A 21,579-nucleotide genomic window follows, 5' to 3' on the forward strand; every position below is an offset into this window, starting at 1 on the left:
CGGATTGTGATACCGGCTGTTCCTGTAGGAGCGGACCCTGTCCGCGACTGAGGCCCCACCGGCACAGTCGCGGACAGGGTCCGCTCCTACAGGAGACGCGATGGCTGTTAGCATTCGCGCCCGCGTTTTCGATGATGGTGCGTTCCATGTCCGATCTGCTGCTGAGCCTCAACGAGGCGCGCGTGCTCGCCGCGCTGGTCGAGAAGTCCGTGACCACGCCGCAGTACTACCCGATGACGCAGAACGCGACGATGCTGGCCGCGAACCAGAAGAACTCGCGCAGCCCGGTGATGAACCTGACCGAGGGCGACACCGGCGCCGCGCTGATGGCGCTGGAAAACCTGCGGCTGGTCAAGCGCGACGAGTCCAGCCCGCGCGCGGTGAAGTGGCGCCAGCAGTTCCAGCACCAGCTGCTGCTGAAACCCGCCGGCGTCGCGGTGCTGGCGACCCTGATGCTGCGCGGCCCGCAGACGCTGGCCGAAATCCGCAGCAACGCCAGCGTGCTCAACGGCCCGGCCGACATCGACGGCGTGCAGGCCGCGCTGGACGATCTCGCCGACCGCGCCCAGCCGTTGGTCAAACTGCTACCGCGCGCCAGCGGCCAGTCGACCGTGCGCTACGCGCACCTGCTGTGCGGCGAAGCCGCGATACCGGTGATGAACGACGCGCCGGCCTCGTCGTCTTCGGGCGGCTCGTCGTCGTCGAACAGCACGCTGATCACGCAGCTGATCGAGCGCGTCGAGGCGCTGGAAGCGAGAGTCGCTGAATTGGAGAAGCTGGTTTCCTAGGGCCGCGCTTAGACGCTCCGTTCCTCCCGAGTAGCTTCGCTCGCGAAGCGTATCGAGGGACGCATCGCAGCCCGGTCCGATGTTTCGATACGCCGCAAGCGGCAACTCGACATGAACGGTTTGGGTTGTGGCTTCCCCGTTCGACGTAGGCTGGTCAGGTCGCACGGCGGCGTAAGCCGCCGCTGCTGCCCGCTATTTATTCACCACCAGCTGATCCATCTGTCTGGCCATATCCAGCAGCTTGTCGCGGAAGTACGCGCGTTGCGGCGCGGTCAGCATGCCGCTGAGCTCGGCCAGCAGCTGGCGGCTGGCCTGGGTTTGCGGCTCGTTCATCGCGGCGACTTCGCCGGTGAAGGGCTCGAAGGCGTACGTCTGCAGACGCTGCTCGAAGCCGGGTTCGCGGCGGCTTTTCAGCAGCTCGGCGAACTGCCGGCGGCGCGCGGCCTGCGGGTCGGGCGGCGGGCGCTGTAGTTGCGCTGCCCATTGCACCAGGCGTGCTCGCTGCGGCGGCGTGACCGCGTTGGTCCACTCGTCGAGGCGGTCGGCCGCCTGGTCGACACGCAGCGCACGCCACTCGGCATCGTCGAGTTTGGCTAGCTTCTGCTGTTCCTTTGCGGCGCGCTTCTCGGCCGCGATGAGCAGCTCGCCGACCTGCTCATCGCTCAACGCGGCCAGCGTCGGCGCGGCGACCTTCAGCGATTCGCGCGTGGTCAGGTCGGCGTGCTCGCGCCAGCGGGCGCCGAGCTGTTCGACCTGCTGAGGCGTCATCGGCGCGGCCACGGTATGCGCGAGCTGGCGTAGCTCGGCCGCGTACAGCGGCAGCTGGCTGCGGCGGTGCCAGGCCCAGGTCGCGTCGAAGCGTGTGTCGAAGTCGGCCCGCTGCTGCGCGGTCAGATCGACATAGCGGCCGATCTGGAATTGCGCCAGCGTGTCCAGCCGGTTGTAGACCAGGCCGATGCGGCTGCAGCCGGCGGCGAGCAGCACCAGCAGCGCCAGGCCCGTCGCGAGGGCGATCCGCCTGCCATTGATGGCCATCAAATGACTCCTGCTAGCGCGGCGAACCGGTTCTGGGGCCGGCGCCTGCCTCTGCTGGCTGGCTTCCCGGCGGCTCTGCGGGGGACAATACCCGGCTGTGGTCCTGCATAGCCTGCCCTCGCGGTCCTGAACGAATCCCTCTTGCAAAGCCGTCCCGCCACCGCCGAAACGAAGTCCTCGTCGACGCTGCCGCCCGAGCTGCTGGCGCGCTACAACGCGGCCAGCGGCCGGCTGCTGATCGCCGACGACCGGCGCCTCGACGGCCTGCTGCGGCGCGCCGCCGGCGGGCAGCCTGTGGACTTGGCGCGCTTCGGCCGGGATCTCGATGCGGCCTCGCTGAAGGCCGAGAACCGGCTGCGCCTGAAACCCGCGACGATCGCCTTCCCCGAGGAGCTGCCGGTCAGCCAGGCGCGCGAGGAAATCGGCCGCGCGATCCTCGACCACCAGGTGATCGTGCTGTGCGGCGAAACCGGCTCGGGCAAGACCACGCAGCTGCCGAAGCTGTGCCTGGAGCTGGGCCGCGGCACGCGCGGGCTGATCGGCCACACGCAGCCACGGCGGCTGGCCGCGCGCAGCGTCGCCACCCGCATCGCCCAGGAGCTGGGCTCGCCGCTGGGCCAGCTGGTCGGCTACGAGACGCGCTTCGATCGCCGCGTCGGTGACACCAGCCTGGTCAAGCTGATGACCGACGGCATTCTGCTGGCCGAGCTGCAGCGCGACCGCGAGCTGACCGCCTACGACACGATCATCATCGACGAGGCGCACGAGCGCAGCCTCAACATCGACTTCCTGCTCGGCTGGCTCAAGCGGCTGTTGCCGCGCCGGCCCGACCTCAAGCTGATCGTGACTTCGGCGACGCTGGATCCGGAGCGCTTGGCAAAACACTTCGAAAACGCGAACGGCCCCGCGCCGATCCTGAAAGTCGAAGGCCGCACCTTCCCGGTGACGATGCGTTATCGCGAGCCTGATCCGGATCTCGATCTCGAGGGCCAGGTCGGCAACGGCATCGACGAACTCTGGGCGGGCGGAGGACGTCCCGGCGACGTGCTGGTGTTCCTGCCCGGCGAGCGCGAAATCCGCGACTTGGCGCGCTCGCTGCCGGGCCGCTTTCCGAAAGCCGAAGTGCTGCCGCTGTATTCGCGGCTGCCGGCGGAGCAGCAGGACCGCGTGTTCGGTCGCGGCAGCGCGCCGCGCATCGTGCTCGCCACCAATGTCGCCGAAACCTCGGTGACGGTGCCGGGCATACGCTACGTCGTCGACACCGGCACCGCGCGCGTCAACCGCTATTCGACGCGGCTCGGTGTGCAGCAGCTGCAGATCGAAGGCATCAGCCAGGCCGCGGCGAATCAGCGTGCAGGGCGTTGCGGCCGCATCGGCCCCGGCACTTGTCTGCGCCTGTACACCGAGGCCGATTTCCAGGGCCGCGATCTGTTCACCGATCCGGAAGTGCTGCGAGCCAATCTGGCCGGCGTGATCCTGCAGATGGCCGCGCTCGGCCTTGGTGACGTCGACGATTTTCCGTGGGTCGATGCGCCCGAGAACCGGCATGTGTCCGAAGGCTATCGCCTGCTGCAGACACTCGGCGCGCTCGACGACGATCGCGCGCTGACCAAACTCGGCCGCGAGCTCGCGCGCCTGCCGCTGGATCCGCGCATCGCCCGCATCGTCGCCGCCGGCAAGGGCCAGGAGCAGGACGCGGTCTGCGTGCTCGCCGCCGCACTGTCGGTGCAGGACCCGCACGAAGTGCCGCCGGACCAGCAGACCCAGGCGCGGCAGAAACACGCGGTCTGGCGTCACGCGCGTTCGGATTTCTACACGCTGCTCAACCTGTGGCGCGAGTGGCAGAAGTGGAGCGAGGGCGCGTCGAACCGCGCGCTGCGCAAGATCTGCCGCGAGCAGTACGTTTCCTACCTGCGCATGGAGGAATGGGAGTCGGTCTACAAGCAGATCGTCGACATGACGCGAGTAAAACCCCTCTCCCCCCGGGAGAGGGGCAGGGGTGAGGGCGTCCCAGTCGCCACGAAACCCAAACTGGACGCACAGGCACTCGCCTTCGCCCGTGAGCTGCGCGCCCAGTCCACCGACGCCGAATCCAAGCTCTGGTATCTGCTGCGCGATCGGCGTCTCAACGGCCTGAAGTTCCGTCGTCAGCATCCGGTCGGCGCCTACACGCTCGACTTTTACTGCGACGAATCGAAGCTCGCGGTGGAACTCGATGGCGGACAGCACAACGAGTCTGCTCAGCAGGTTCATGACACCGAGCGCACTGCTTTTCTTTCCAGTCGCGGGATCAATTTGCTGCGGTTCTGGAATGATGAATTCCTGAAGCAGCCGGAGTCGGTGCTGGAGGCGATTCTCGCTGCGGCTGCGAGGCCCTCACCCGGCCCTTCGGGCCACCCTCTCCCGGCGGGAGAGGGGAAGAAACTCGCGGATTTCAGCCCCGAAAAGCTCGAAGAACTGTATCCGCAGATTCACAAGGCGCTGGCTGCCGGCCTGATCGATCACATCGGCCTGCGGCTCCCGGCCGAGAAGAACGAGCGGCCGGAATTCCAGGGGCCGCGCGGGCGCAAATACCGCGTGTTTCCGGGCTCGACTCTGGCCAAGAAGCCGCCGCCCTGGCTGCTGTCCGCTCAGCTGTCGCAGACCAGCCAGCTGTTCGCGCGCACCAACGCCGACGTGTTGCCGCAATGGTTGTCCGAAGTCGGCGCGCATCTGGTCAAGAAGACCGTCACGCATCCGGTGTGGAACGCCGAGCGCGGCGAAGTGCAGTGCACCGAATATCACACGCTGTTCGGACTGCAGCTGCTGAAGCGCAACTGCCATTACGGCTCGATCGATGCGGTCGACGCACGCCGTATCTTCATCACCGAAGGCCTGGTGCGCGGACTTTGGACGGCGAAGCCGCGCTTTCTGACCGACAACTTGAAGCTGATCGAAGACGTGCAGGACAAGGAGGCGCGCATGCGCCGGCCCGATCTGCTCGCCGACGAGTCGCAGCTGTATGCGTTCTACGACCAGCGCATTCCGCAGGACGTGTGCACCGCGAACAACCTGAAAGCCTGGCTGCGCACCGCGAGCGCGGACAAGGGCGATCCCGGCCGCATCCTGAAGATGAAGGAGCCGGACGTGCTGCGTCCCGGCGCGAATGCGGATGTCGAAGACCTGTTCCCCGATCTGATCGACATCGGCGGCCACACGCTCCAGCTGAGTTATCAGCACGAGCCCGGCGAGGACGAGGACGGCGTCAGCTTCCACATTCCGTTGAGCCTGCTGTATCAGCTGCCGGATGCGCCGTTCGACTATCTGGTGCCGGGCCTGCGCGCGCCGCGCATCGAGGCGCTGATCCGCAGCCTGCCGATGAACCTGCGCCGGCAGTGCACACCGGCCGCCGAATATGCGAACGCACTGAGCGCGCGCATGCAGATCGAGGAAGGCGCAGAAAACAATTTTCTGCTGAGCATGGCGCGGCATTTCGACGCGATGATCGGCGTGAAGCTCAAGCCCGAAGATTTCGACACGACCAAGCTGCCGGCGCATCTGAAGCCGAGCCTGGTGCTCGAAGATGCGCAGGGCAAGGTGCTGGCGCGCGCCGAATCTCTATCGGCTCTGAAGAAAGGCCAGGCCGAGCCGGCGCGCGCCGCGATCGCGGTCAGTGCGCAGCGCGAGGATGTGGCCAGGCGCTGGGTTCGCAGCGAGGTCAAGGATTGGGATTTCGGCGATCTGCCGGAGCATGTGGACCTGGCCAACGGCGCGCGCGCCTGGCCGGCGCTCTGCATAAGCCCTCTCCCCCCGGGAGAGGGTGGCGCGCAGCGCCGGGTGAGGGACTCTCAGCCTCAATCTGGCTCAAGATCGGCGAGTCCCTCACCCCCGGCCCCTCTCCCACCGGGAGAGGGGAGCAAAATCTCGCTCGCGCTGTTCGAATCCCCCGACGCCGCGCGTGCCGCGCACCTCGTCGGCGTGCGCGCGCTGCTGCTCAGCAAGCTCTCCGATCGCATGCGCGATCTGGTCAAGACCGCTAAGGCGAAGATCGGCCTCGCGCTGATCGCCGGCCGCTACGATCCGGAAGCCATCGCGCGCGCGGTCGCCGAACGCGCCGCTGCACAGACCTGGAAACTCGCGGATTTGCGCACCGAGAACGCGTTCAAGGACGCGGTCCAGCATCGCGGCGAATTCGGCCGGCTCGCAGTGAAACTGCTCGACGATGTCTGCGCCTGGTTGCTGACCGCGGCCGAGCTGCGCAGGAGCATCCGCGCGCTGGACAACCGCTGGCCGGATTCGATCGCCGACATGAACCAGCAGCTCGACTCGCTGCTGGCGCCGGGCTTCATCGAGGCGCTTCCGGACGCGCAGTGGCCGCGCGTGTCGGTGTGGTTGAAGGCGATCGCGACGCGTCTGCAACGGCTGCCGAACAAGCCGCAGCGCGATATCGACATGACGCTGCCGCTGCGCAAACAGGTCGCGCAGCTGCCCGGCCCGTTCCACAGCGCGCGCTGGCTGATCGAGGAATGGCGCGTCGCGCAGTTCGCTCAGGAGCTGAAAGCGGTCGGCTCGCCGAGCGTCGAGCGCATCAACGCGCAGCTCAAGGAGCCGGCGTGAATGACGGCTTCGACAGCCCGGCGCCGATCCTGGTCGAGGCCGATCCGCAGCCGATCCTGAAGCTGCGGCTGCAGGACTATCAGCGCACGCTGCGCCAGAACGTGGTGCGCGCCGCCTGCGCCTGCGCGCGCCTCACGTTCGACTATCAAGGCTGGCGGCTGCCATCGGAAGGTCCTTCGCACGAGCGCGGTGAAAGCGGCGGACGCGTCTATGAAATCGTGCGTCGCCGCAGCGCCGAGAACGAGGCGCGCGACAAGCTCGAGACGCTGCGCCTGACCAATGCGCAGCTGGTGTCGACGCGCATTCGCCCGCGCCCGCCGGGCTTCGGCACCGGCGACTACGTATTCGAGCGCGGCCGCGACGAACTGGCCGATCCGGATCACTGGCTGGTGCTGTTGCCGCGCCTCGCCGCGGCCGGCTTCAGGCTCGAATTCGATCCGCGGTTTCCCTATTCGATGACCGGCGAGCCCGAGGCCTGGCGCATTGATGTTGGCGACGTCGCCGACAGCGGCAATCAATGGTTCGATCTGAGCCTGGGCATCGAGATCGACGGCCGTCGCGTCGATCTGCTGCCGATCCTGCGCAAGCTGATCACCGATCCCGGCTTCCCGCGTCGGCCGCCGAAGAACGAAGCCGAGGACGCGGTGCTGCTGGTCGCGATCGACGACCGCCGTCGCGTGCCGCTGCGGCTGTCGCGGCTGCGCGCGCTGCTCGAACCGCTGCTGGAATGGCTGGATACGCCGTCCGAGGCCGACGGCAGCCTGCGGCTGAGCCGCCTGCAGAGCCGCGTCATCGACGAGATCGAACGCAGCGGTGTGCTGCGTCAGGGCGGTGAAGGCCTGCGTACCAGCATCGAGCAATTGCGCGAGGCTGCGGTCGCGGCCGATGCGCCGGATGGCTTCAAGGCCGAGCTGCGGCCGTATCAGCGCGAAGGCCTGGGCTGGCTCAACTTCCTTGCCGACGTCGGCCTCGGCGGCATCCTCGCCGACGACATGGGTTTGGGCAAAACCGTGCAGGTGCTTGCGCATCTGCTCGCCGAGAAACAACGCGGCCGCCTCGGCGGCGATGCCGGCGCCGCGCTGGTGGTTTGCCCGACCAGCCTGGTCGGCAACTGGCGCGCCGAGGCGCAGCGTTTTGCGCCGGCGCTTCGCGTGCTGGTGCTGCATGGCGGCGATCGTCGCCGGCACTTCGCCAGGATCGGCGCCTACGACCTGGTGATCACCACGTATCCGCTGCTGGGCCGCGACAAGGAAGCGCTGCGCGCGCACTACTTCGCGCTGCTGGTGCTGGACGAAGCGCAGGCGGTGAAGAACGCCCGCACGCTGGCGGCGCGCGCGGTGCGCATGCTGCGCGTGAGACGCCGCCTCGCGATGACCGGCACGCCGCTGGAAAATCACCTGGGCGAGTTGTGGGCGCAGTTCGACGCGGTGGAGCCCGGCGTGCTCGGCGACGAAAAACGCTTTACCCGCCACTTCCGCACACCGATCGAAAAACACGGTGACGCCGACACACGCGATCGTCTGAACGCGCGCATCGCCCCGCTGATGCTGCGCCGGCGCAAGGAAGACGTGCTGCGTGATCTGCCGCCGAAAACCGAGATCCTGCGCCTGGTCGAACTCGAGGGCCGCCAGCGCGAGCTGTATGAAACGCTGAGATTGGCGCAGCACGAAAGAGTGCGCGAAGTCGTCGGCGATCGTGGCGTCGAAGGCAGCGGCATCATCGTGCTCGATGCCTTGCTGAAGCTGCGCCAGGTCTGCTGCGATCCGCGCCTGGTCAAGCTCGAGGGCGCCAAACGCGTGCCGCAGTCGGCCAAGCTCGATCTGCTGCTGACCCTGTTGCGTGGACTGGCCGACGAGCGCCGCCACGTGCTGGTGTTCTCGCAGTTCACCGAAATGCTCGACCTGATCGCCGCCGCGCTGGCCGCCGAAAAGATCAGCTACCTGATGCTGACCGGCTCGTCGCGCAACCGCGAAGATCTGGTGGCGCGCTTCCAGTCCGGCGAAGTCCCGGTGTTCCTGATCAGCCTGAAAGCCGGCGGTGTGGGCTTGAACCTGACCGCGGCCGACACCGTGATCCACTACGACCCCTGGTGGAATCCGGCCGTCGAGGCGCAGGCCACCGATCGCGCCCACCGCATCGGCCAGGACAAGCCGGTGTTCGTCTACCGCCTGATCTGCGCCGGTACCGTCGAGGAGAAAATCCAGGCCCTGCAGGCGCGCAAGGCCGAGCTGGCGCGCGCGGTGTTCGAGGGCGGCGCGACCACGGAATTGCGCTTCGACGAGGCCGATCTGGAGGCGCTGTTCGCGCCGCTGTGAGTTTGCGTTTGCGTCCCTCGATACGCGCCTGCGGCGCTACTCGGGAGGAACGGGGGACATATCAAAAACCCGTTCTTCCCGAGTAGCCGGGTTTCATCCGGCGTATCGAGGGACGCAACGAACGTCATGTGCGAAAATGGAAGCGAAATGAAAACTGAAATCCCCGCCGCCGACCGCCTGATCATCGCGCTCGACGTACCCGACGCGAACGCCGCGCGCGGCCTGGTCACCACGCTCGGCGACTCCGGCACGTTCTACAAGATCGGCATGGAGCTGTGCATGGCGCCGGGCTTCTTCGAGCTGCTGGACTGGCTCAAGCAGCAGAACAAGAAAGTCTTCGTCGACCTGAAGTTCTTCGACATCCCGGAAACCGTCGCGCGCGCGGTGCGCAATCTCGCCGAGCGCGGCGCCGACTTCTGCACGGTGCACGGTAACCAGTCGATCATGCAGGCCGCGGCCGGCGCCAAGAGCGGCAACACCAAGGTGCTCGCGGTGACCGCGCTGACCAGCCTCGACCAGGGCGATCTCGACGACCTCGGCTTTCAGTGCGACATCGCCACGCTGGTGCTGTCGCGCGCACGCCGCTCGCTGCAGGCGGGTTGCGACGGCGTGGTGTCCTCGGGCCTGGAAGTCGAAAAGCTACGCGCCGAAGCGCCGCGCGAGCTGATCTGCGTGACGCCGGGCATACGCCCGGTGGAGAACCGCGTCGTTGCCGACCAGAAGCGAGTGATGACGCCGGCCGCGGCGATCAGGGCCGGCGCCGACTATCTGGTCGTCGGCCGCCCGATCCGCGACGCCGCGGATCCGCGCGCGGTCGCGCTGGCGATGCAGCAGGAGATTCTTGCGGCCTTGTGATGCCGCAATCTCCGTTCTCAGGTCGCGTAGCCTCAACCGCCGCGTGCGAACTCCGGATAAAGCGTCATGCCGCCGTCGATGAACAGCGTCTGCCCGGTCATGTAGTCCGAGGCATCCGACGCCAGCCACACTGCGGTGTTGCCGATGTCCCCGGCCTCGCCGACACGGCCGTAGGGAATCATCTTCAACAATTGCTTCAGCGCTTCCGGCGTGTTCCAGGCGTCGCTGTTGATCGGCGTCCTGATCGCGCCCGGCGCGATCGAATTGACGCGGATGCGTTGCGGCGCCAGCTCCTGCGCGATGGTTTCCATCATCGCCTTGATGCCGCCCTTGCTCGCCGCGTAGTTGGCGTGGCCGGCCCAGGGGATCGCCTCGTGCACCGAGGACATGCAGATGATCTTGCCGCGCGCCTTCGACACCGGCCGCAGACCGCGGCGCAGGAATTCGCGCGCCGCCTGCTGGCAGCACAGGAACATGCCGGTCAGATTGGTCGCGATCACCTGGTTCCATTGCGCCAGGCTCATCTCGACGAAAGCCGCGTCCTGCTGCAGGCCGGCATTGCTGACGACGATGTCGAGCGTGCCGAAAGCCGCGACGCTCTGCTCGAACAGCGCGGCGACGCTGCGCTCGTCGCCGACATCGGCCTGCACCGCGATCGCCTTGCGGCCCATCGCCATGATCTGCTCGACGATTTCGAGCGCGGCCTGTTCGCCGGAGTGGTAGTTCACCGCCACGTCCGCTCCGGCCGCTGCGAGCGCCACCGCAATCCCGGCGCCGATGCCCGAGCTGCCGCCCGTGACCAGTGCGCTTTGCCCCGCGAGTACCTGCTCGGCCATGTTGGCTCTACCTTCTGCCTGATCGGCCCAAACAGATAGCGCGCGCCCGGCGACTCGGCGCTGAAGCGGCGCCGCTTCCGATCGACAGCAAGTAGTGCCGGTTGCCGACCCCAGCCAGTCACCTGGCCGCAAGGATGCAAGGAGCAGGATGCACAGCAGGCTCGGCCGTGTCCGATGCCGTGAGTCATGGGGCGCGCACAGGAGAGGCGCCAGGTCATGAAACCTAGCCCAAAATCGATCGTGACCGGCAGGCCGCGGGATGTGCTCGTGGCGGCAGCGGCGTGCGTCATCGCCAGCGCCCTCTATGTCGCCCTGGGGCCCGCCATCAACTCGCGGACGCCACTGGTGCCGTTCGTTGTCGCCGTGCTGATTTCGGGTTGCCTGAGCACGCGGGCTGGCATCGTGGCGACGGTGATCGCGGCCACAGCGCTGGCGACGCTGCTGCCCCCGATGGGAATTCCCTGGGTGGCAGGCAGGGTCGATCGCGTCGTCTGGGGCATGTTCGTGGCGACCGCTTGTTGCATTCTGCCGATTTGCGCGGCCATGCACCGGGGACGTCGACGCGTCGAGCTGCAAGCCAAGGCCCTGCTCGATGCCGAACATTCGGCAAGGCGCCTGAATCGCCGCTTCCAGATCGCGCTCGACGCCGGGCGCATGATCGCCTGGGATTGGGATCTCACCGGCAATGCGGTCGTTCGCTCGGACAATGCGCTGGAGCTATTCGGCTTTCGCGATGAACTCCGCGCCGACTTTCTCGCCGTGGTCGATCCCGAGGATCGTCCGCGAGTGGCCGCGGCCGTACAGACCGCGATCGACGAGGGCTCGGGCTTTTACTGCGAATACCGGGCACGCTGCGCCGACGGAGCCACCCGCTGGTTCGGGGCGCGCGCTCAAGTCGTGGAATCGGCCGGCGGAAATCGGCATCTGACCGGGGCAACGGTCGATATCACCGAACGCGTGCGCCTCGAAGAGCAGCTGCGGGACGAAGACCGGCAGAAGGACGTCTTCATTGCCACGCTGGCGCACGAACTGCGCAATCCGCTGGCCCCGCTGAGCAACGGCCTGGAGGTTCTGCGGCGCTCGCTGCCGATGTCCGAGGCGATCCGCTCGACGCACGCCACGATGGAGCGCCAGCTCGCCCACATGGGGCGGCTCGTCGATGACTTGCTGGATGTGTCGCGGATCAGGCACGGCAAACTGGCCCTGGATCGGCAGCGGGTCGCACTCAACCAGATTCTCGAGACCGCGATCGAGACCGTGCAGCCGATGCTGGATCGGGTCCTGCAGAAGATCCAAATCGAGGGCGCGACCGTCGTGCAGGACGTCGACGGCGATCCGGTGCGACTGACCCAGGTTTTCTCCAACCTGCTCAACAACGCATCGCGATTCAGTCCGCCGGGGGCAACGATCAAGCTCAGCACCCGCAATCTCGGCAGCGCAGTGGAGGTTTCGATCGCGGACGCCGGTGCGGGGATACCGCCGGAATATCTGGAACGCGTGCTCGATCTTTTCTGGCAGGTGCCGGAAGCCGAGGGCGGCGCGCCCCGGGGGCTGGGCATCGGCCTGTCACTGGCGAAGACGCTGGTGTCGCTACACGGAGGCAGCCTTTCGATTCACAGCGAGGGACTGGGACGCGGCGCGACCGCCATCGTCAGCCTGCCGAGCGTGCTGACAACGGTCGCCAGCCTGCGCTCGTCGGCCCCATCAGCGCTGGAGAAAGTGGTCACGAGACGGCGGATCCTGGTGGTCGACGACAACGTCGATGCCGCCGAATCCTTGGCGATGGTTCTGCAGATGGACGGGCATGTCACCGATGTCGCGGACAGCGGCGTCATGGCCCTGGAACTGGCGGCGTCAAATCCGCCGGATCTCGCCATTCTGGACGTCGGCATGCCGGAGATGGATGGCCTCGAACTGTGCTGCCGCCTGCGGCAAACCGCATCCGGCGCCGACATGGTCATCGTCGCGCTGACCGGCTGGGGCGATGCCGACATGCGCCGAAATGCGCAGGAAGCCGGCTTCAATGCGCACTTCGTCAAGCCGCTGTTGATCGAGGACCGGCTGCGGCTGTTGGCAATGCAATCGCCTGCGCAGGCGCGCGGCGCCCCGGCTGCCACCGGCGCCGCCGCGGCCTCCGAGGCAGCGACGTGGTCGGCGTCTGCGCTTGCGGCCATGACGGCAGACCTGCCATCCGGTTTATCGAGGACCGAGGATCGCGAGCTGCATTAGCATCCCCTGCAATGGTCATCGATCCGATCCCGTACGAGCCAATCCATTGAGCTTTTTCAGCAGGTTTCTGAAGAACGAAGCATCCGGCGGCATCCTGCTGATGGTGACGGCGGCGCTGGCGCTGGTGGTCGCAAACTCAGCGCTGAGCGACGCCTACTTTGAAATCCAGCATTTGAATGTCGCGGGCCTCAGCGTTCTGCACTGGATCAACGATGCGCTGATGGCGCTGTTCTTCCTGCTGGTGGGACTGGAGATCAAGCGAGAAGTGCTCGATGGGCAGCTGTCGACCTGGCCGCTGCGGGTTTTACCGGGCGTGGCGGCCCTGGGCGGCATGGTCGTCCCCGCGCTGATTTACGTTTCCTTCAGCCAGGGCAATGCCGAGGTCCTGCGAGGTTGGGCGGTGCCGATGGCAACCGACATCGCCTTCGCGCTCGGCGTGCTGACGCTGCTGGGCTCCCGGGTTCCCGCCTCGTTGAAGATATTTCTGACGGCGCTGGCGATCATCGACGACCTGGGCGCGGTCATCGTCATCGCCGTGTTCTACACCAGCGATCTTTCGCTGGGCTATCTGGGTCTCGCCGCCCTCACGATCGTGGCGCTGGTGGCGATCAATCTTCGGGGGGTCCGCTGGCTGCCGGTGTATCTGACGCTCGGAGCACTGCTGTGGTTCTTCGTCCTCAAGTCCGGCATCCACGCCACGCTCGCCGGCGTGGCGCTGGCCCTGACCATCCCGTTGAGGCGATCGGCCAACGATGCCAAGTCGGATACGCCGCCGCTGCTGCGCCTGGAACACGCGCTGCATCCCTGGATCACCTTTGCGATCGTTCCGATTTTCGGATTTGCCAACGCCGGAGTGGCGCTCACGGGCATGACCGTGTCCGATCTTCTGGAGCCGGTACCGCTGGGAATCACGGCTGGCCTTTTCATCGGAAAGCAGATTGGCGTCTTCGGCTTCTGCTGGGCCGCGATCCGCTCTGGAACGGCGCGCTTGCCGGCTGGCGCAGGCTGGCTGCAACTCTACGGCGTGGCCTTGCTCTGCGGCATCGGTTTCACCATGAGCCTGTTTATCGGCGCGCTCGGATTCGCCAGCTCACCGCACCTGGCCGACGGCACCAAGGTCGGAGTGCTCGCGGGATCGATCCTGTCGGCTCTCGCCGGCGCCGTGGTGCTGCGCTGGGCGGCTCGGGGTTCGTCTTGACGCCGGAGCGATTCGCGCCGAAATCCATACTTGAAAAAGCCGCGGCAAGCAGCAGGCCGCGGGCGTGGAAAATTACCGGCTGATTGCTGTCGATCGGCCTAGCCGTGGCCGCGACGCTCGCCCTCGTCCTTCAGCGAGAACGGATTGAAGCTGGTGTTGGTGTCGTAGGTGTCGACGCCTTCGACCTTCTTCAGCCAGTTCACCACCAGATAGGTCAGCGGCGTCATCACCACCTCGACCAGCACCTTGAACGCGAAGTTGAACAGCACCGCGCTGATCAGCGCCTTGGTCGACCAGATGCCGAGAAACGAAATCGGATAGAACAGCGCCGAGTCGGCGAACTGGCCGACCACGGTGGAGCCGACCGTGCGCGACCACAGGTGACGGCCCTGGGTCCAGACTTTCATCTTGGCCATCACGATCGAGTTCAGGAAATCGCCGACCCAGTACGCGACGATGCTGCCGGCGACGATGCGCCAGGTGTTGCCGAACACGGTTTCCAGCGCCGGCTGCAGCACTTTGTTGTACGGGTCGTCCGCAACCGGCATCGCCAGCACCGCATAGGTCATCACCGTGGCGAAGATCATCGTGCCGAAGCCGGCCCAGATCGCGCGGCGCGCGCGCGCAAAGCCGTAAACCTCGGTCAGCACGTCGCCGAAGATGTAGCCGATCGGGAAGAACAGGTTGCCGGCCGAAAACGCCAGCGTACCGATCAGCGGGAAGTCGTATTCGCAGACCTTGCCCGGCCCGATCAGGTTGGAGCACAGCAGCACGGCGACGATGCCGGCGACGAAGAAATCGTAGTAGCGAAAGCTTTGCATGGGGCGGAGTCCGGTTGCCAGACCGCGAGGCTGCAACGATCGCGCCTGTGCTGTAAAGCGACGCCGCCCCGTGCCTGCTAAAAGCCGAGCTCGATCTGCGCAAAAGCCTGGCGGATCGCGCCGTCGGACGAAGGACGCAGCAGGCCACCGCCGACGCCGAGACTGAAGCGCGGCGTGAAGCGGTAGATCAGCGCGGCGTCCAGCTTGATGCCGGGATGCCGGATCGGCCGGGCGGTGTGACCGGCTTCGCGCCGGCCATGCCGGACTTGCGCCCAAGATTCGTCGCTGAAGACGACGGCGGCGCAGGGGAAGCGCGATGGCTCTGTCCAAAACATCCAAGACCGGTCTGGCATTGGGCGCGCTGCTGCCGGTGCTGGCCTCGCTGTACGGCGAAATGCAGCAGCAGAGCCAGCAGCGCGAGCAGCAGCAGGCGGCGCGCAGCGAGCTGATCAAACATCAGCGCGCCGAGGCCGTCAGCCGCGATCTGGATACCGCCAAGAGCCTGCTCAACCAGATCGCGTCCGAAAGCGAGAACTCGCTGTGCGAGCATTTCTACATCGCCTCGGAGCTGGTGCGGCTCGGCGGCTATTCGCGGGCGACGCGGCGCGCGTTGATCAGCGCGCTGCGCTATCAGCCGGAAGGCGAAGGCGCCGACACGCAGCCGCGCATCTGCGAATGCCGCGGCACGCTGGCGCAAATGCGCAGCAGCTGGCGGCCGACCCTGGGCAGCACCAGCAGCCCGGCGGTGATCGAGGAAATGAATCGCGGTCTGGATCAGGCCGAGGCGCTGTGCGCGTCGCCGGAGCAGGTCGCGATGGCGGTGCCGCCCCCGCCTCCGCCCCCAGCGGCAATGCCGGCGCCGTTGCCGCCAGAACCGGTGATCGTCGGCAGCGCGCCGCCCCCGGCGCCGGTCCAGGCAGTGCCCAGTCCGCCGCCGCCGGAAAACGCATTGCCGGCGCGTTGCAGGCAGGCGCCGACACCGCCGGCAGTGCCGGTACGCGTCTATCTGCAGATCGCCGACGACAGCCAGCGTGAGGCCGCGCAACAGCTGGCGCAGCAACTGAACCTGCACGGCTATGCCGCGGCCGGCGTCGAAAAAGTCGGCGAAACCGCGTCGCCGAAGCGCGCGCAGCTGCGCTATGTCTATCCCGAGGATCGCGACGAGGCCGAGCGCCTGCTCGCCAATCTGCTCGGCTGCCAGGCGAGGTTCGCACTGCAGCCGCCGATGACGCAATTCCGCCAGCGCACGCCGCGCTACAGCTTCGAACTGTGGTTCCCGCGGCTCGCCGCCGTCGCACCGGAGAACGCGCCGTGATCAGCCAGTTGATCGACCTGCTGCTGGGCCTGAGTTTCATCTATTTCCTGTTCAGCACGATGACCTCGACCCTGGTCGAGCTGATGGAAACCAAGTTCAAGCGCCGCGCGATTTTGCTGGAACGCGGCATACGCGAAGTGCTGGGCTCGGTGCTGCCGGTGCGGCAAAGAATCGACGCCGAGCTTGCGGCGCTGGCCGCGGCGTTCTACGACTCGCCGCACATCAGCTCGCTGTATCGCGGCGAATATCCGAAACAGGCCGATGGTGCGCCGGTGGCAGAACCGCAGTTCGGGCCGATCAAGCTGCTGCCTTCCTACATCCCGCCGGAGCGCTTCGCCAACGCGATCCGCCATCTCGGCATCGACACCGCGGCCGGCGAACTGCGCGAGCGTTTTGCCGCGCTGCAGAGCCAGATCTACTCGGTGATGGGCCTGCCCGCCGATGCCAGCACCGAGCAGCAGACCGAGGCGATCGTGGCCTACTTCAACGAAAGCATGCAGCGCGTGTCGAGCTGGTACAAACGCTGGTGCAGCTTCCTGCTGCTGCTCGCCGGGCTCACGGTGGCCGGCGCGTTCAACGTCGACACCCTGGCGCTGATCAGCACGCTGTCGCAGAACGCCGAGCTGCGCCGCCAGCTGGTCGAGCGTGCGCTGTCGCTGGATGAAAGCAACCTGTCGGAGAACAGCGCGCTCAGCTGCCAGGACGACGAAGACTGCCTCGACGAGGTGCGCCGGCGCGTCGCCGACCAGCTGACCCTGGCCGAAAGCGCCGGCCTGCCGATCGCCTGGACCCGCGCGCGCTGGGAGGCGCTGTGGCAACCGGGCCTGCAGCCCGGGGACAGCCGCTTTGTCGCGGTCGCCGGCGCGCTGCTCTACAAGCTGCTCGGCATCGCGCTGACCGCACTGGCGATTTCGCTGGGCGCGCCGTTCTGGTTCGAGATGCTGAATCGCTTCGTCGAGCTGAGGAACGCGATCAAGCCGAAGGAGGCGAAGGAAAACGAAGCGGCCGAAAAAGCCTGAGCGTTGTCCTGTAGGAGCGGACCTCGTCCGCGACTGTGCTCTGCCAGTTCAGAGTCGCGGACAGGGTCCGCTCCTACAGGTGCAGTCAAACAAAAAAGCCGGCAAAAGCCGGCCTTTTCGTAGCAGCAGCTAAACCTCAGTGCCCGCCATCCAGCGACTTCACCGCCTGGATCATCTGCACCATCACCTTCTGCGCGTCGCCATACACCATGTTGGTGTTGTCGGCGAAGAACAGTTCGTTCTCCACGCCGCTATAGCCCTTGCCCTGGCCGCGCTTGACGACGTAGACCTGCTTGGCCTGGTCGACGTTGAGGATCGGCATGCCGTAGATCGGCGACGACTTGTTGGTGCGCGCCGCCGGGTTCACGGTGTCGTTGGCGCCGATGACGATGGCGACATCGGCTTCCTTGAACTCGGCGTTGATGTCTTCCATGTCGTAGATGATGTCGTAGGGCACACCGGCTTCGGCGAGCAGCACGTTCATGTGGCCGGGCATGCGGCCGGCGACCGGGTGGATCGCGAATTTCACTTCCACGCCCTGTTCCTGGATCAGCTTCACGAACTCGAACAGCTTGTGCTGTGCCTGCGCCACTGCCAGGCCGTAGCCCGGGGCGATGATCACCTTGCTGGCGTAGCGCATGTTGATGCCGGCATCGCCGGCGTCGACCGGCTTCATGCTGCCCTTGATCTCGCCCTGTTCTTCATCGCCTGCCGCGCCGAAGTTGGAGAACAGCACGTTGGACACGCTGCGGTTCATCGCCTTGGCCATCAGCAGCGTCAGCAGCGTACCGGCCGAGCCGACCACCATGCCGGCGATCATCAGCGCCGGGTTGTTCAGCACGTAGCCTTCAAAGCCCACGGCCAGGCCGGTGAAGGCGTTGTACAGCGAGATCACCACCGGCATGTCGGCGCCGCCGATCGGCATCGTCATCATCACGCCGTAGAACAGCGCCAGCGCGAAGAACGCGGCGACCACGCCGGCCGGCACCGCGCCGTGCGAGTAGACGATGTACGCGCCGAGCGCGGCGGTGACCACCAGCAGCGTCACGTTGAACGCCTGCAGGCCGGTGAAGCGCAAGGTGCCGTTGATGCGGCCGTCGAGCTTGCCCCAGGCGATCAGTGAGCCGGCCAGCGAGATCGAGCCGATCAGGCCGCCGAGCACGGCGAGCGCCATGCCGATGCCGCCGTGTGCCTTATGGCCGAACAGTTCGATCGCGGAAATCGCCGCCGCGGCGCCGCCGCCCATGCCGTTGTACAACGCGACCATCTGCGGCATCGCGGTCATCGCAACGCGCTTGCCGCTCCACCAGGCCCAGCCCAGGCCCAGCACCAGCGCGACCACCGCGAGAATCACGTTGACGCTCAGATGCGGCTTGGCCGCCGGCTCGACATCCAGCGTGTACAGAAAGCTCGCCGCGACGGCGATGACCATGCCCCAGCCGGCGACGACGATGCCCGAGCGCGCGGTGACCGGCGAGGACATGCGCTTGAGGCCGTAGATGAAAAGAAACGCCGCGACCAGGTAGCTCGCGTCGATGATCAAAGCTGCATTCATGAGAGTCCCCTTAGCCCTTCTTCTTGTCGGAAGGCTTGAACATTTCGAGCATGCGTTCGGTGACGACATAGCCGCCGGCCGCGTTGCCGGCGCCGAGCAGCACGCCGAAGAATCCGATCGCCTGTTCCAGCGGCGTGACCGCGTTGATCAGCGCCCACAGCGCGCCGACGACGACGATGCCGTGGATGAAGTTGGAGCCGGACATCAGCGGCGTATGCAGGATCGCCGGCACGCGGCCGATGATTTCGTAGCCGGTGAACGCGGCGAGCATGAAGATGTACAGCGCGACGAGGCCCGTCAGGGCGGTGGTGACGTATTCCATGATTTAGGCTCCCTCGACCGCTTTCTTGGCGGCTTCGTTCTTGATCTCGCCGGCGTGCGTCAGACAGGTCTTGGCCAGCACCTCGTCGCTCCAGTCGATGTTGACCGCGTTGTCCTTGAGGAACAGTTCGATCAGGTTGAACTGGTTCTTCGAGTACAGCTCGGACGCATGCTCGCCGAGCAGCGAGGGCACGTTGAGCGGCGCGACGATCGTGGTCTGGCCGACCTGGATGGTCTCGCCCGGCTGGGTGTACTCGGTGTTGCCGCCGCCTTCGGCCGCCAGGTCGATGATCACGCTGCCGGCCTTCATGCCGTCGACCTGCGCCTTGCTGATCAGCTTCGGCGAGGGACGGCCCGGGATCGCGGCGGTGGTGATGATGATGTCCGCCGCCTGGATGTGCTTGGTGACGACGCTGGCGATCTTGTCCTTCTCCTCCTGCGTCAGCTCACGCGCATAACCGCCCTGGCCGCGCGCGTCGACGCCGGTGTCGATGAACTTCGCGCCTAGCGACTCGACCTGCTCCTTCACTTCCGGACGCACGTCGTAGCCTTCGACCTTGGCGCCGATGCGGCGCGCGGTCGCGATCGCCGACAGGCCGGCGACGCCGACGCCCATCACCAGCACGGTGCCGGGGCGGATCGAGCCGGTGGCGAAGGTCGTCATCGGCATCATGCGGGCGATGCTGGTGGCGCCGAGCAGCGCGCCGTAATAACCGGCGAGCGCGCCCTGCGAGCTGAGCGCGTCCATCGCCTGCGCGCGGGTGATGCGCGGCACCAGTTCCATCGCGAAGCTGGTGATCTTCTTGTCGCGCAGCCGCTGGGTCAACTCGGGTTCTTTATGCGCATAGACGAAGGAGATCAGGATCGCGCCTTCCTTCATCGCGTTGACGATGTCCAGCGACGGCGGCTGCACGGCCAGCACGATGTCGGCATCGCTGACCAGGCCCTGAGGGTTGGCGGCGAACGTCACGTTCTTGAATGCGGAGTCCGGCAGCTTGACCGCGAGGCCCGCTTCCGACTGCATGTGCAACTCCGCTCCCAGTTTGGCGAGCTTGTCGGCGACGGCTGGAACCAAAGCCACGCGACGCTCGTTGGGACGGGTCTCCTTCAGCACGGCGATTTTGACCGGCATTACTACGCTCCCTGGCGCTTATTGGAAAAATAGCTGGCCGGTCCTCGGCAGACGGCCGCCGGGAGCGGACAAACGGCCGCAAGTCTAGCCGATGCGCGCCGCAGCGCGACATTATTTGTTTCGCGAAGTTTCACCGCCCTGCCGGATCAGGCCGGCAGCCGCGAGATCCGGCTAGGGTTTCGGCGCCGACGCGTTCTTCAGCAGATCGCGGATCTCGGCCAGCAGCTGGATGTCGGCCGGGGTTTCCGGCGGCGCCGGCTCCGAGGTCGCGGGAGGGGCCGGCGGCTTCTTCAGGCTGTTGATCGCCTTGACCAGCGCGAAGATCGCCAGCGCGACGATGGTGAAGTCGAAAATCGACTGGATGAACTTGCCGTAGGCCAGCACCACCGCCGGCTTGTCGCCTTCGGCGGCTTTCATGATCCAGCCCAGGTCGCTGAAGTTGATGCCGCCGATCAGCAGGCCCAGCGGCGGCATCACCACGTCGCCGACCAGCGAGGACACGATCTTGCCGAAGGCCGCGCCGATGACCACACCCACGGCCAGGTCGATGACGTTGCCGCGCATCGCGAAGGTCTTGAATTCGGACAGCACGCTCATGCGAAAACTCCTTTTTCGGATCGGTTGAGGCGGTGTTTAAAGCTATTTCCTTGCCGTTTCCGGCCCGGTGATGCAGGTCGGCAGACCGGAAGCCAGGTCAGGATACCGGGGCGCAAAGCCCAGTTCGTGCCTCATCCTTGAGGTCAGAAGCCGCTTCGATTCCTCCAGAAACGACAGCATCGCTGGCGTGAAGGTTCGGCGCGCCTCGTCCATGCCGACGCGGCGCGGTTCGGGCAGGCCGAGCAAGGCGGCGCAGCGGCAGAAATAATCGGTCATCGTCGTCGGCGAGCCGTCGCTGACGTTGTAGGCGGCTCCGGCCTGACCGTGTTCGGCGGCGGCGATCGCGGCACCGGCGAGGTCGTCGGCATGAATGCGATTGGTGGTCGGCGACTCGCTTTCGACGATCACCGGCAGGCCTTGGCGCAGCCGCTCCAGCGGCATGCGTCCGGGGCCGTAGATGCCGGGCACCCTGAGGATCACCACCTCGGTGCCACCGCGTTCTGCGTGATCCGCCAGCGCGGCCTCGGCGTCGACGCGGCGACGCCCGCGCGGCGTCTGCGGCTTGCAGGGCTCGGTCTCGTCGATCCAGCGATTGCCGCAGTCGCCATAGACGCCCGAGGTGCTGATGTAGACCAGGCGCTGGGGCGTGTTGTGCGCCAGCCAGGCGCGGATACGCGGATCGCCGTCACCGGACGGCGGTGGCGGCGCGAACCAGAACACCAGCTCGTAGTTCTCGGCCGCGGTCGTCGCCGGCGCGTCGAGATCGGCGATCACCGGCGTGATCCCGGCCTGGCTCAGCGCCTGCGCGCTGGCGGTGCTGCGCACCTGGCCATGCACCGCGATACCGCGGTCGAGCAGCTGCCGCGCCACGCGCAGGCCGATATCGCCGCAGCCGACGATCAGCGCGGGAGAGGTGGAGTCGAGGCCGGGTTTCATGGTGGGACTTTAGCTCAGCGGTCGCGGGCAA

17 protein-coding genes are annotated in these 21,579 nt (G+C 66.7%); 8 read left to right on the forward strand and 9 right to left on the reverse strand.

Annotation, left to right across the window (positions count from 1 at the left end; all coding sequences use genetic code 11):
- The first annotated feature begins 146 nt into the window (after positions 1-146).
- Entirely contained in the window at positions 147-788 is a 642-nt protein-coding gene (locus ACQZF9_RS21730; RefSeq protein ID WP_428311052.1) for a YceH family protein, read from the forward strand.
- Positions 789-980: 192 nt separating this feature from the next.
- On the opposite strand, the gene ACQZF9_RS21735 is transcribed toward ACQZF9_RS21730, so the two are convergent.
- Positions 981-1,823 carry a DUF6279 family lipoprotein gene (locus tag ACQZF9_RS21735; protein ID WP_428311053.1) on the reverse strand — a complete coding sequence of 281 codons (843 nt, stop codon included), beginning with the start codon at positions 1,821-1,823 and terminating at the stop codon, positions 981-983.
- Positions 1,824-1,964: 141 nt separating this feature from the next.
- Here ACQZF9_RS21735 and hrpA point away from each other — a divergent pair, with 141 nt between their 5' ends.
- The 3 genes from hrpA to pyrF all read left to right on the forward strand — a co-directional run bounded on the left by hrpA (position 1,965) and on the right by pyrF (position 9,589).
- Positions 1,965-6,419 carry an ATP-dependent RNA helicase HrpA gene (gene hrpA / locus ACQZF9_RS21740; RefSeq protein ID WP_428311054.1) on the forward strand — a complete coding sequence of 1,485 codons (4,455 nt, stop codon included), beginning with the start codon at positions 1,965-1,967 and terminating at the stop codon, positions 6,417-6,419.
- Positions 6,416-8,734 (forward strand): DEAD/DEAH box helicase, encoded by a 2,319-nt coding sequence (locus ACQZF9_RS21745; RefSeq protein ID WP_428311055.1) that lies wholly within the window; start codon positions 6,416-6,418, stop codon positions 8,732-8,734. The genes hrpA and ACQZF9_RS21745 overlap by 4 nt, the downstream gene beginning before the upstream one ends.
- Before the next feature lie 147 nt (positions 8,735-8,881).
- Positions 8,882-9,589: an orotidine-5'-phosphate decarboxylase gene (pyrF, locus tag ACQZF9_RS21750; protein ID WP_428311056.1), complete on the forward strand. Its 708-nt coding sequence runs from the start codon at positions 8,882-8,884 to the stop codon at positions 9,587-9,589.
- A 32-nt stretch (positions 9,590-9,621) separates the two neighbouring features.
- On the opposite strand, the gene ACQZF9_RS21755 is transcribed toward pyrF, so the two are convergent.
- Positions 9,622-10,425, reverse strand: coding sequence for a glucose 1-dehydrogenase (locus ACQZF9_RS21755; RefSeq protein WP_428311057.1), 804 nt, complete (start codon positions 10,423-10,425; stop codon positions 9,622-9,624).
- 216 nt (positions 10,426-10,641) lie between these two features.
- On the opposite strand from ACQZF9_RS21755, the gene ACQZF9_RS21760 reads away from it, so the two are divergent.
- The gene (locus ACQZF9_RS21760) at positions 10,642-12,654 is read left to right on the forward strand and encodes a hybrid sensor histidine kinase/response regulator (RefSeq protein ID WP_428311058.1); all 2,013 of its coding nucleotides are present in this window, start codon (positions 10,642-10,644) and stop codon (positions 12,652-12,654) included.
- Positions 12,655-12,754: 100 nt separating this feature from the next.
- Positions 12,755-13,852 (forward strand): Na+/H+ antiporter NhaA, encoded by a 1,098-nt coding sequence (gene nhaA / locus ACQZF9_RS21765; RefSeq protein WP_428313477.1) that lies wholly within the window; start codon positions 12,755-12,757, stop codon positions 13,850-13,852.
- 98 nt (positions 13,853-13,950) lie between these two features.
- Here nhaA and ACQZF9_RS21770 read toward each other — a convergent pair whose 3' ends face one another.
- Positions 13,951-14,673 (reverse strand): queuosine precursor transporter, encoded by a 723-nt coding sequence (locus ACQZF9_RS21770; RefSeq protein ID WP_428311059.1) that lies wholly within the window; start codon positions 14,671-14,673, stop codon positions 13,951-13,953.
- Positions 14,674-14,750: 77 nt separating this feature from the next.
- Complete coding sequence (locus tag ACQZF9_RS21775) at positions 14,751-15,008, reverse strand: hypothetical protein (RefSeq protein ID WP_428311060.1); 258 nt, start codon at positions 15,006-15,008, stop codon at positions 14,751-14,753.
- On the opposite strand from ACQZF9_RS21775, the gene ACQZF9_RS21780 reads away from it, so the two are divergent.
- Positions 14,990-15,988, forward strand: a complete 999-nt coding sequence (locus ACQZF9_RS21780) for a hypothetical protein (RefSeq protein ID WP_428311061.1) — start codon at positions 14,990-14,992, stop codon at positions 15,986-15,988. The two genes, ACQZF9_RS21775 and ACQZF9_RS21780, sit on opposite strands and share 19 nt — an antisense overlap.
- Positions 15,985-17,007, forward strand: a complete 1,023-nt coding sequence (locus ACQZF9_RS21785) for a hypothetical protein (protein WP_428311062.1) — start codon at positions 15,985-15,987, stop codon at positions 17,005-17,007. Before ACQZF9_RS21780 ends, ACQZF9_RS21785 begins: the two co-directional genes overlap by 4 nt.
- Before the next feature lie 136 nt (positions 17,008-17,143).
- Here ACQZF9_RS21785 and ACQZF9_RS21790 read toward each other — a convergent pair whose 3' ends face one another.
- From ACQZF9_RS21790 to ACQZF9_RS21810, 5 genes are all read right to left on the reverse strand, one after another.
- On the reverse strand, positions 17,144-18,562 hold the full coding sequence (locus ACQZF9_RS21790) for an NAD(P)(+) transhydrogenase (Re/Si-specific) subunit beta (protein WP_428311063.1): 1,419 nt from the start codon (positions 18,560-18,562) through the stop codon (positions 17,144-17,146).
- A 10-nt stretch (positions 18,563-18,572) separates the two neighbouring features.
- Positions 18,573-18,884, reverse strand: a complete 312-nt coding sequence (locus ACQZF9_RS21795) for an NAD(P) transhydrogenase subunit alpha (RefSeq protein ID WP_428311064.1) — start codon at positions 18,882-18,884, stop codon at positions 18,573-18,575.
- A gap of 3 nt (positions 18,885-18,887) precedes the next feature.
- Entirely contained in the window at positions 18,888-20,015 is a 1,128-nt protein-coding gene (locus ACQZF9_RS21800) for an NAD(P) transhydrogenase subunit alpha (protein WP_428311065.1), read from the reverse strand.
- A gap of 171 nt (positions 20,016-20,186) precedes the next feature.
- A complete protein-coding gene (mscL, locus tag ACQZF9_RS21805; protein WP_428311066.1) occupies positions 20,187-20,612 on the reverse strand; it encodes a large-conductance mechanosensitive channel protein MscL in 426 nt (141 codons plus the stop codon).
- Between the two features lie 42 nt (positions 20,613-20,654).
- Positions 20,655-21,548, reverse strand: coding sequence for an NAD-dependent epimerase/dehydratase family protein (locus ACQZF9_RS21810; RefSeq protein ID WP_428311067.1), 894 nt, complete (start codon positions 21,546-21,548; stop codon positions 20,655-20,657).
- Between the last annotated feature and the right edge of the window lie 31 nt (positions 21,549-21,579).

The organism is Hydrocarboniphaga sp., assembly GCF_965279055.1.
Lineage (GTDB): Bacteria > Pseudomonadota > Gammaproteobacteria > Nevskiales > Nevskiaceae > Hydrocarboniphaga.

Coding starts and splice junctions, on each gene's coding strand:
- mscL (WP_428311066.1), bottom strand. CDS start 20,612: ATGAGCGTGCTGTCCGAATTCAAGACCTTCGCGATGCGCGGCAACGTC.
- pyrF (WP_428311056.1), top strand. CDS start 8,882: ATGAAAACTGAAATCCCCGCCGCCGACCGCCTGATCATCGCGCTCGAC.
- ACQZF9_RS21760 (WP_428311058.1), top strand. CDS start 10,642: ATGAAACCTAGCCCAAAATCGATCGTGACCGGCAGGCCGCGGGATGTG.
- ACQZF9_RS21775 (WP_428311060.1), bottom strand. CDS start 15,008: ATGTTTTGGACAGAGCCATCGCGCTTCCCCTGCGCCGCCGTCGTCTTC.
- ACQZF9_RS21730 (WP_428311052.1), top strand. CDS start 147: ATGTCCGATCTGCTGCTGAGCCTCAACGAGGCGCGCGTGCTCGCCGCG.
- ACQZF9_RS21795 (WP_428311064.1), bottom strand. CDS start 18,884: ATGGAATACGTCACCACCGCCCTGACGGGCCTCGTCGCGCTGTACATC.
- ACQZF9_RS21790 (WP_428311063.1), bottom strand. CDS start 18,562: ATGAATGCAGCTTTGATCATCGACGCGAGCTACCTGGTCGCGGCGTTT.
- ACQZF9_RS21755 (WP_428311057.1), bottom strand. CDS start 10,425: ATGGCCGAGCAGGTACTCGCGGGGCAAAGCGCACTGGTCACGGGCGGC.
- ACQZF9_RS21800 (WP_428311065.1), bottom strand. CDS start 20,015: ATGCCGGTCAAAATCGCCGTGCTGAAGGAGACCCGTCCCAACGAGCGT.
- ACQZF9_RS21810 (WP_428311067.1), bottom strand. CDS start 21,548: ATGAAACCCGGCCTCGACTCCACCTCTCCCGCGCTGATCGTCGGCTGC.
- ACQZF9_RS21780 (WP_428311061.1), top strand. CDS start 14,990: ATGGCTCTGTCCAAAACATCCAAGACCGGTCTGGCATTGGGCGCGCTG.
- nhaA (WP_428313477.1), top strand. CDS start 12,755: ATGGTGACGGCGGCGCTGGCGCTGGTGGTCGCAAACTCAGCGCTGAGC.
- ACQZF9_RS21770 (WP_428311059.1), bottom strand. CDS start 14,673: ATGCAAAGCTTTCGCTACTACGATTTCTTCGTCGCCGGCATCGTCGCC.
- ACQZF9_RS21735 (WP_428311053.1), bottom strand. CDS start 1,823: ATGGCCATCAATGGCAGGCGGATCGCCCTCGCGACGGGCCTGGCGCTG.